Annotated in this window: 7 protein-coding genes and 1 pseudogene; 3 read left to right on the top strand and 5 right to left on the bottom strand. The window is 38.7% G+C overall.

What is annotated here, in order from left to right; all coding sequences use genetic code 11:
- The 4 genes from B2X33_RS00725 to B2X33_RS00710 form a co-directional block, all read right to left on the bottom strand.
- A partial coding sequence (locus B2X33_RS00725) for an ABC transporter permease subunit (protein WP_296666807.1) occupies positions 1 to 1,704 on the bottom strand: 1,704 nt, incomplete at its 3' end.
- Positions 1,704 to 2,783: an ABC transporter permease gene (locus B2X33_RS00720; RefSeq protein WP_296666764.1), complete on the bottom strand. Its 1,080-nt coding sequence runs from the start codon at positions 2,781 to 2,783 to the stop codon at positions 1,704 to 1,706. The genes B2X33_RS00720 and B2X33_RS00725, both read right to left, overlap by 1 nt.
- Positions 2,784 to 2,807: 24 nt before the next feature.
- Positions 2,808 to 3,560, bottom strand: a complete 753-nt coding sequence (locus B2X33_RS00715) for a lysophospholipid acyltransferase family protein (protein WP_296666761.1) — start codon at positions 3,558 to 3,560, stop codon at positions 2,808 to 2,810.
- 96 nt (positions 3,561 to 3,656) lie between these two features.
- A complete protein-coding gene (locus B2X33_RS00710; RefSeq protein WP_296666758.1) occupies positions 3,657 to 5,420 on the bottom strand; it encodes an ABC transporter substrate-binding protein in 1,764 nt (587 codons plus the stop codon).
- Between the two features lie 308 nt (positions 5,421 to 5,728).
- Between B2X33_RS00710 and B2X33_RS00705 the strand changes: the two genes are divergently transcribed.
- The 3 genes from B2X33_RS00705 to B2X33_RS00695 all read left to right on the top strand — a co-directional run bounded on the left by B2X33_RS00705 (position 5,729) and on the right by B2X33_RS00695 (position 9,704).
- Positions 5,729 to 7,426: a SulP family inorganic anion transporter gene (locus tag B2X33_RS00705; protein WP_296666756.1), complete on the top strand. Its 1,698-nt coding sequence runs from the start codon at positions 5,729 to 5,731 to the stop codon at positions 7,424 to 7,426.
- Positions 7,427 to 7,481: 55 nt separating this feature from the next.
- Positions 7,482 to 8,912 carry an ankyrin repeat domain-containing protein gene (locus tag B2X33_RS00700; protein ID WP_296020302.1) on the top strand — a complete coding sequence of 477 codons (1,431 nt, stop codon included), beginning with the start codon at positions 7,482 to 7,484 and terminating at the stop codon, positions 8,910 to 8,912.
- Positions 8,913 to 9,020: 108 nt separating this feature from the next.
- A complete protein-coding gene (locus B2X33_RS00695; RefSeq protein ID WP_296666753.1) occupies positions 9,021 to 9,704 on the top strand; it encodes a GTP pyrophosphokinase in 684 nt (227 codons plus the stop codon).
- Between the two features lie 30 nt (positions 9,705 to 9,734).
- On the opposite strand, the pseudogene B2X33_RS00690 reads toward B2X33_RS00695, so the two are convergent.
- Positions 9,735 to 10,505, bottom strand: a pseudogene (locus tag B2X33_RS00690) (hypothetical protein); the annotation flags it as partial.

Genomic DNA, 10,505 nt, shown 5'->3' with positions numbered 1-10,505 from the left:
TCCAATACGTTGAAGCTGTCCGCCGGAAAATTGATGCGGAAAATTTTTCAAGCGATTTTTTGCATCTGTAATTCCAGTTTCTTCAAGAAGCGAGCAGGCTTTTTCATCAGATTCTTCTTTCGTAATTTTTGGTTCAAGATTTTTTAGAGTTTCAAAAAAGACCGAGCCGATATTTTGCAGAGGATCAAAGGCCCGCGAGCTTTCCTGAAAAATCATTCCGATTTTTTGTCCGCGGATAAACCGCATCTGGGAATTTTTCAAAGTTGAAAGATCGATAAATCCGTCCGAAAAACCGTCTGTTTTTTTGGGAGTTTTTTCAAAAATTTTGCGGCAAAGCTCTTCATCATTTCTGCAATTAAAATAAATATGTCCAAAAACCCTGGCATTTAAAGGCAAAAGCCCCGTAATTGCAGTTGTAGAAACCGATTTTCCAGAACCAGATTCGCCTACAATTCCCAAAATTTCGCCTTTTTTTACGTCAAACGAAACTCCGCGCACAGACTGAACATTCACTTTTTGCTTTCCACGCTGAATTAAAAATTCAACCCGAAGATTCCGCACGCTGAGCAGATTTTTTTCATCGCCCTTAAAAAATTCATTTTTTTGTCCGTTTTCTTTCGATTTTTCTGAACGAATTTTTCTTCTTTTGAAAACAACGCTGTACGGATCAAAATAATCTCGTAGCGCATCTCCAAAAAAATTGAATGCGAGAGTTACGCCCAAGAGTAAAAAAACAGGAATCAAAAGCCACGGAAAATTTTTAAGATTCGACAAGGTTGAAACTTCGCGGTTTATCATCGAGCCCCAGCTTACAGCAGGATCTGCAATTCCAAGACCAAGATAAGAAAGAGTTGTTTCGCTCATAATAAAACCTGGAATTGAAAGAGTTGTGCTTACAATCAAAAGGCTAGAAATTTGAGGAATTATGTACTTAAAAATAATTATTAGCGAAGGGATTTTTTCAAGCTGAGCGTTCTGAACAAATTCTTCACGTTTTATCGAATGAACCATTCCGCGAAGAGTACGCGCGCTGCCTGGCCAGCCGACAAGACTCAAAATCAAAGTGATTATCATATAACTCTGGCCAGAATCCATGCTTTCGTTTAAAAGCGAGCGCAAAAACAAAATCAAATAAAGGCTCGGAATAAGCATAAAAAATTCCGAAAAGCGCATCACCGTCCAGTCGACAATTCCTCCAAAAAATCCTGCAAAACCGCCAAATACAATCGCCAGAAAAAGGCTTATTGCGCTCGCAACAAACCCGATTGTTAGCGAAATCCGGCTTCCATAAACAATCCGGCTGAACATGTCGCGTCCAAGATTGTCTGCTCCAAGCAAAAAAACAGGATAAGTTTCGCCGGTCAATTCATCAGCCTGAGTTCCAAAAAGGTGGCGTTCTGTCGGAAAAATTCCCAAAAGACGATATTTTTCGCCTTTTACAAAAAAGTGAATTTTGTAATTTATTCCCTTTACCTTTGCGTACTGCCACGAAGATGGATTTAAAACGCGGAATTCGCGTGCGACAAGACCTTTTTTTGAAAATTCAACATTTGCAGGATGAAAAGTTCCTTCTTCAAAACTTTTTGAAGGTGAATAAGGAGCAATAAATTCCGCAAAAATCATAAAAAGATACAAAATCAAAATAAAAATCACAGAAACAAGGGCAAGAGGGCGGATTTTTATGTAATCAAAAAATTTTTTCATCATTCTTTTCCATAACGGATTCTAGGATCAACGACAGCAAGCAAAATATCGCTTATTACCATTCCGACCAAAACAAGAGCCGAAATAAACATGCTGTTTGCCAAGACCAAATTTACGTCCTGCTGCATGACAGCCTCATACATAAGACGGCCGATTCCAGGATAAGAAAAAATAATTTCGAGAACGAGAGAACCGGAAAAAAGTCCGGCAAGAAGATTTGCGCTTCCGGTTATGTAAGGATTAAGAGTATTTCTAAAAGCATGTGAAAGATAAACACGTCTCTCAGGAATTCCACGGGCACGGATTGCCATAATGTAAGGAAGCCCCATTTGATCGAGCATTGTCGAGCGGATTGTACGCATAGTTCCGCCAACTCCGCCTAGAAACGAAGCCAGAAGCGGCAAAAAAATATGATGAACATAGCTGAAAACAAATTTTCCAGGAGCGTCAGAAAAAGGAAAGTCTGGATAGGCAGTTACAGGAAAGAGCGAAGTTGCCGATGCAAAAAGCTGAAACAAAATCAAAAGAAGGATTCCAGGAAAAGCGTGAAAAAACAACGCAAAAAAAGTCGCCGCAACGTCCGTTTTAGTTCCTGCCTTGCTCGAAAAATAAACTCCTAGCAAAAACGAAAAAATCGTAATAAAGACAAGCGAAACCAAATTCAACGTAATCGAATTTACAATTCTGCTTTTTATCAAAAAACTCACCGGAGCACGGCTTATGAGGCTTACTCCAAGGTCATGATTTACAATAACGCGTTTTAGCCACTTAAAATATTGAATTGTAAACGGCTGATCCAGCCCCATTTCCGAGCGCAAAATCGCCATCTGCTCTTCATTAAAAACTTTGTTATTTGCAGTGCTTGCTCCGCCAGTTCCGGAACTCTGGCTCATAATCTGCTGTTGCATCATCTGATCGACAATATCTCCTGGAGCAAGCGCCATTAACGCAAAGAGCGCCCAGCCAAGCAAAAAAAGAATTACGAGCATTGTAACCAGACGTGTTAAAATAAAAGAACCAAGCGGAAATTTTGCTTTTAAGGAATATGCAGCTTCAAAAAAAACTTTTAATTTTTTCACAAAAATCTCCCGCAAAAACTCACTCTATTTAGAATGAGATTCGATATAAAGTTTTTCTGCAGGCTTAAGCTGCTCGCAAATAATCTTTTCGATTTTTTCTGGAAGCTCAGCCTGCTGTTCGCGCGAGAGATCCGCAGTCGAAATCGGATCATGCACTGTTATATAAATCGTATTTCCGCGGCTTATCGTTTTTTTTTCTTCAAAAACCTTATATGAGCCTTCAATTGTCAAAGGCACAATCGGCGACTGCGACAAAAAGGCAAGTTTAAAACTTCCTGCCTTAAATTCATGATGCAGACCGCCTTTTGAACGAGTTCCTTCCGGAAAAATCACCTGCGAATATCCTTTTTTTACATTTTCCGCAGCATCGCGAATAGCCTTGACCGAAGCGCGTGGACTTTTTCTGTCCATCAAAGTACAGTGCAAAAAGCGCATCCAGTCTTTTATCAGCGGAATTGAACCAATTTCTTTTTTTGAAACAAACGAAATAAATTTTGGAACATAGCCATAAATCGAAGGAATATCCATATATCCCTGATGATTCGCAACAAAAACCACAGCAGAATCTTTAGGAAGTTTTTCAAGTCCATTTACGACAACCTTGGTTCCTGTAACTTCACAAACAAAACGCGCCCACTGCGGCACAATATCCGCCAGAATCGCATCCATTTCTGCGATTTTTCCCTGCTTTTCGAGTTTTAAACACTGATGCCGAAGTTTTTCCCTCTTAAACATCCAGGCAAAAATTTTTATAATCGTAATCAAAATTTTAAACATATGTGAATCCCCTTAAAATGCAAAAAAAAATAAAAACAAAATCAGTATATCTGTAAAAATCCGTTTCGTCATTATTTTGACAATCAGTTCTGCCAATCATCTCAAAAAAATATGAGTAGTTTCTGCACCGCCAACATTGTCAAAATAAACATTTCTCAAATCCCAGCGGTTATTCAACGCATAAAACGAACGTCCGCGCACAAGATAAATTACAGGACACTGCTCAAGAATAAGTTTCTGATATTCGTCCCAATACGGCTTTGCTTTTTTTTCATCAACAATACAAGACGCTTCGTTATAAAGCCAGTCAATTCGTTTTTCCCAGTCAGTTGCAGGAGTTTTTTGAAGCGGATACCACATATGAAGGTTTCCGCCGCTAAGCCAGACATTCGAGCCTTGAGTCGGAAAGATTGTTCCGCCACTCAAACCAATAATCAGGCTCTGCCAGTCGTAAGTTGACGTAAGTTGCTCGACAAGACGCTGAAAATCCGTCTGACGCACATTCACCTCAATACCTTCCTTTTTGCACTCATCTACAATTATTTGCGCAATATCCGACAAAGTGTTGCTTGAAGAAACAATCGTCAAATCAAATTCAACTTTATTTCCGTTCTGGTCATACAAAAAACCGTCGTCTTTCTTTTTAAAGCCGGAAGTTTCCAAAAGTTTTTGCGCATGAGCGTGACTAAATCTATATTGAAGAAAAATTTCTTCGTTATAAAATTTATTTGCCGCTGGAAAGAATGAATATTTGGGCTCGGCAAGCCCTCGGTAAGTTTGACTTATAATCCGTTCACGATTTAAAAGACAGCTCATTGCCTGCCGGAATTCTTTTTTTGTAAACCATTCATAGTATTTTTTGTCAGAATTCTGGGGGTTCTGGTTAAAAGTCCAAAATGCAGCGTCAAGATTTCCTGCGCTCGAAAAAACAGAATATCCGTTTTCGCCAAAATTGTCCGCTCCATTTACAAGATTTTCAAGCTGCTCAGGAGTTGGCGCGTATTCTTCAATTTTTCCCTGCTTAAACAAAAGATAAGAAGTATTGTTGTCCGCTACAATCTGACAGATTTTTTTGTCTGGATAAACAATCGGCTTGCCTTCGGCATCTTTTTCCCAATAATCAGGATTTTTTTCATAGACAATTCTCTGTCCAGGAGTGTATTGTGTTAAAAAATACTTTCCGCATGAAGGAATTTTTTTCGGATCTTCCGCCACGCTAAAAATCTGCCTTAGAGCAGAAACTCCGCCGCTGTCCTTTGCCTTTTTGTAAATAAATGCGGGACCAAAACTCATATTTGTTGCCAAAATTGGCTCCGCCACAATTCTCGGAAAATGAAAAACAAATTTTCGTGAATCAATTTTTTCAATTGTAATTTCTTTTTCGCTTCCGTCTGGCATAGCCATAAAACGCGAATTGTACGCCGACGAAGCGCATTCTTCATCACCGTAAATTTCATCGTACCAAAAAACAACATCATCGCTGGTAATTTTTACTTTTTGCTGCGAATCGCCGTAGAAACTCCAGTAAATGTCATCACGCAAAGTGTAAATTACATCGAGAGTTCCATTCTTTTCGTCAGTAGAAATTTCAAAATCCGCAAGCCTGGCCTGCCATTCACGTTTTACATAATTGTAATCGACAAGGCTGTCCGTAAGATAACTTAAAATTCCGGAAGTTGCGGCATCGCGTTCTGCGATCAAAAGATTAAAACTTTTTGGGTCGGCAGAAATTGTTCCATTCCAAACTCCGCCATTCTTTCCAATTTCCCATCCTTCATCTTTAAAAGGCTTATTAATTGTTTTTGAGAGAATTCCGTCGGAAGCACTTGAGCGAAAGGCATCTATTTCTTCAAGCGTCATTTCAGGATATTTTTTGCAGCCGGAAAAAAGCGAAGAAAAACAGAAAATCGAAAATAAAAAAAATTCTGCGCAACTTTTCATAACGAGAAAATTGTACTGGGAAGATTTGAAAATTGCAATTTTTCAAAACCGCAAAAAATTGTAAAAAATTGCAATGAATTGAAAATAAACGCAAAAAACGCAATAATGTTCTATATTTTTCACAAACAAATTCATTCAATAAATCTCAATCAAACCAAGGGAACCGCCAGCTTTTTATTTTTGGAGATGCCCCCTCAAGCCATTGACTTTTATTCACGGAGAAAAAAATGTACAAACCAGAGCTGATTTACTCTCTAAAAGGCTATTCTCTCAAAAAATTCTCGCAGGATTTTATTGCAGGAATCATCGTTGGAATCGTAGCGCTCCCTCTTTCAATCGCTTTTGCAATTGCTTCAGGATGCAGTCCGGAAACTGGACTTTATACGGCAATCATTGCAGGTTTTTGTATTGCAGCGTTTGGCGGAACAAAAGTTCAAATTGGAGGTCCGACAGGCGCATTCACCGTAATCATCTATGCAATTGTAAACAATCCGCAGCTTGGATTTTCAGGACTCGCAACTGCGACAGTTTTGGCAGGAATTCTTCTTATTCTTCTCGGAGCATTAAAACTCGGCGGACTTGTAAAATTTATTCCATATACGATTGTTGTCGGTTTCACAGCAGGAATTGCAGTCACAATCGCAACAGGTCAAATAGGCGACTTTCTTGGACTTTCTCCGGAATTTCCAATGACAGTTTTGGGAAACGAATACACAAAAATGCCTGGAACCTTTTCTGGAAAAATTCTTGTTTACGCTTCTTCGATCAGCACAATAAATTGGTATTCATTTATTATGGCTGTCTTAAGTCTTGCAGCAATATTCTTGTGGCCGAAAGTTACAAAAAAAGTTCCTGGAAGTTTAATCGTAATTATTCTAGCAACTGTAATTCACATTTTTCTGAACAAAAAATTCGGTTTACAGACAGTTTTAATCGGCGACAGATATAAAATTCCTTCAGGACTTCCATCTCCAAAACTTCCAGCCCTCGACTTACTAACAATAAAAACCGTTTTTCCTACGGCAATTTCGATCGCAGTGCTGGCAGCGATTGAGTCTCTTCTTTCTGCAGTTGTTGCAGACGGAATGATTGGCTCAAAGCACGACTCAAACAACGAACTTATCGGCCAGGGAATAGCAAATATTTTAAGTCCTCTTTTTGGCGGTCTTCCAGCTACAGGAGCAATTGCCCGGACAGCAACAAACATCAACAACGGCGGACGAACTCCAGTCGCAGGAATAGTTCATGCGGTCGTTCTTCTTTTGATTATGGTTTGCTTTGGACAATATGTTGAATATATTCCTATGGCGGCACTTGCGGCAGTTTTAATGCAAGTAGCGTGGAATATGGCAGGAATTCCGGCGATTCGTTCGCTCATAAAAGGTCAAAAATCAGACATTACAGTCCTTGCAGTAACTTTCCTTCTTACAGTTTTTGTCGACCTTACTTATGCAATCGGTGTTGGACTTATGTTTGCGGCATTCTTCTTTATCAAAAAGATGATTGATTTGTCAGAAGTGCAGTCAGGAAGCCGCACTGTTGTCGTTGGAATAAAAGGAAACGGAAGCGAGGAACATATTGAGCTTCCAAAAAGCGTAATGGTTTACGAAATTGACGGACCTTTGTTTTTCGGAACAGTACGAAAATTTGAATTTGCAATGGAAAGAGCCGGGGCAGACGTCAAAGCGATTATTTTTAGAATGAGAAATACGCTCTATCTCGACGCCGGAGGAATTCGTGCTCTTACACAGGCAAAAGCTGCCTGCGACAGAAAGGGAATTCAGATAATCCTCTCAGGAATTCACACACAGCCTTACATGCTCTGCGAAAAAACCGGCATGGCAGACAAAATCGGCCGTGAAAATATTTTTGACAATATTGAAGCCGCATTAAACCGCGCAAAAGAAGTTACAGAAAAAAAGTAAAATTTATCTCTAAAGAAATACATTTTTTTTGAAGTTTCAAAAACAGGTAGAAAAAATGACAAAAGCTGAAAAAAATACTGAAAACCAGAACAAAAATTCAAATTCGGAAAAAATCGAAAATTCATTTGAATACAGACTTGCAAAAGAACAGACTCTCGTTTATATCTGGCGCTCAGTCATGCAAGAATACATTTACAAAAATCAGGACATGCAAAAATTTTATGAACAGACAAAAGAAATTGCGCCTGCACGTTCGGATTTTTTTGTAAACTGGTTAAAGGCTTTTGTCGCAACAGCAGAACTCGACTTTAACGCTGCCGCAGAATTTTACAAAAACGCATTCGATTCAGTTTCTCAGGCAGAAGAATACACAGGCAGATTTGTCCAGCAGGCATTTACCTTTTTTATGTACACGGAAAATAAAAAACAGGCTCTGAAAGTCTGGGAATACGGTGTTTCAAAAAAAATGGTCGCTCCTTTGGACGAAACTTTCTTCAAAAATTTCAATGAAAAAGAGCAGTTTTGGACTCAGTTTGCGCCAAAAATGTTCAAAAACGAAAAACTGGCAGAAGAAAAAGCAATTGCCGACTACAAGCCAAATACGAAAGACAAACTTTTGTCAGCAATTCAAAATCCTGACTTTAAAAAGTTCAAAATAGCGGCAAAAAACGAAGATTTGAACACCCATCTTATAAAAGGAATCTCTCCTCTCTATTTTGCAATCCAGACAAAATCAACAATAAAAGGCGGAAGCAGTTCTTATGCAAAAGGAATGGCAGATTTCCGAACAAACCAGCTGCTTTCAAGTTTTGACCTAAGCCGTGCAAGCAAGGAACGTCTTGAAGAAGCATTTTTGACTGTAAGCCACAGCATGAAGCAAACTTACATAGAATCAGGACTTGGAAAAATCATGTTCTACGCATATTATTGCCACGACGAAGAAATTGAATCAAAACTGAACGAGTTGAACAAAATAATTGACTTTATAATCGCCTCAACAAAAAATCCAGATGAATTCAAAATCAATTCTGGCGCAAAAATGTCAAACACCGCGCTTTACCTCGCCGCCGAAACCGATGATGCAGAAACTGCAAAAATGTTAATTCAAAAAGGCGCTGCCACAAACAAGGCAAATGGACGTGCAGATTTTTCATTTACAAAAAAAGACGGAACAAAAGTTCAGACTTCAATTCCAAACACATTCATTTACAGGCTTATAAGTTTTCACAGCTGGAATACGCTCGAAATGTTTTTGACAGATTTTCCAGAAATTGCAAAACCGCAGATGACAGAAAAAACAGAAACTTCGAACGTAACTCCACTTGTTTTTTTAATTTTGACTTTAGTTTACGGTTCAAAAAACGAAAAAGTTTTCGACCAAAATAAAAAAATTACGGACAGTCTTCTCCCTCTTTTTCAAAAATGCGGAGCAAAACTCGAACAGAATACGGCATTTGGAACAGCAAAAGAACTTCTGGGGCTTTAATAAAGATGAAAAGTCTGGAGAGAAGATTTATTCGGCAAAAAAACTTGCCTTTAAGTAACTTTCATCATTATATTTTATTTTAGAGTTAAAGTTAAATAAGGTAAAATAATGCAAAATATAACTAAGGAAGAAATAAAGCTTCCCGAAATAATAGAAAAAACTCTGTCAAATCCGGAAGATGTTTACAAAATCGCAATTCAGTTTCAGCAGATAATGATGATTTACGAAAGCGCAACCAAACAGCTTGAAACTAAACTTGACATTCTAAATAAAGAAAATAAAGTTACTGGCCGCAGAAATCCAATCGAAACTGTAAAAACGCGAATCAAAAGTCCACAGAGCATAGCTGGCAAACTCGAAAAAAAACATCTGCCGTTCAACTTTGAATCAATGACGAAAAATCTCAACGACATTGCAGGAATTAGAGTAATCTGCCCTTATATTTCCGACATATACAAAGTCCGCGACATTCTTTTAAAACAGCCGGACATAAGTTTAATTGAAGAAAAAGATTACATAAAAGCTCCAAAAGAAAGCGGCTACAGAAGCCTTCATCTTGTTGTTGAAGTTCCAGTTTATCTTTCGGATACAACCCACAAAGTAAAAGTCGAAATCCAACTCCGAACAATTGCAATGGATTTTTGGGCAAGTCTTGAACATGAACTGCACTACAAAACCTCGACAAAAGTCCCGGAAAGCGTGCGCAGAGAACTATTCCGCGTTGCAGAAACAATTGCCATGACAGACCGAGAGATGGAAGAAATCGCCATAGAATTACAACAAATGGATTAAGGCTACAATCGGGACTCTGTAAAAAGACAATTATTTTTTTCCAATCACTGATTCGACAAGTTCTTCTAAATTTCTGTCGAGAATGTAATCTGTTTTTTCAGGTTCGCCTTCTATGTGGAAAGTTCCGTCTTCACTTTCAACAATCGCTTTTGAGCTTATCGAAGTTAAGTCGGTAATATTGTTTTTTGCCTGTGCAAATCCAGCAAACACAAACGGATGTGTCGCTTCCTGATTAGAAAGAGTTTCTAAAGTTTCCAGTTCTTCAGCTTCTTCCCGTTCATCTACCTTTTCAAATTCTGGCAAATTTTTAGACTCTTCTGATGTTTTTAAAAAGTCAGTCTTTTCCTGCTGTTCTACAATTTCATCTTCTGGCATTTGCATTTTTTGTTCTTTTTCGTTGTTATCCTCGTCTTCGTCCAAAAATGAAAAGTCTATTTTTTCAACTTTAAAATCTTCTGCAACCTCAAAGTCTTCATCAGAATCCACAATTTTTGGTTTTGGACTGCCAAAATTCAATTTCTCCCCGTCAGCAAATTGAATTTCAGTGTCGTCCTCATTTTCGATTTCATCAACCGGCTCAATTTCATCTGCTGCGCTTTCGATTTCATCTACCGGCTCAGCGCCATCTACACTTTCAACTTCGTCAATCGGCTCAGCATCATCTGCGCTCTCGACTTCTTCAACCGGCTCAGCGTCATCTTCGCTCTCTGCTTCTTCAACCGGCTCGATCTCATCTGCGCTTTCGATTTCATCTATCGGTTCAGCGTCATCTACACTTTCAACTTCGTCAATCGGCTCAGC

Source organism: Treponema sp. UBA785, from assembly GCF_002297065.1.
Classification (GTDB): domain Bacteria; phylum Spirochaetota; class Spirochaetia; order Treponematales; family Treponemataceae; genus Treponema_D.
The sequence above is the reverse complement of the archived record's forward strand: the minus strand, read 5'-3'. Positions and strand labels throughout refer to the sequence as shown.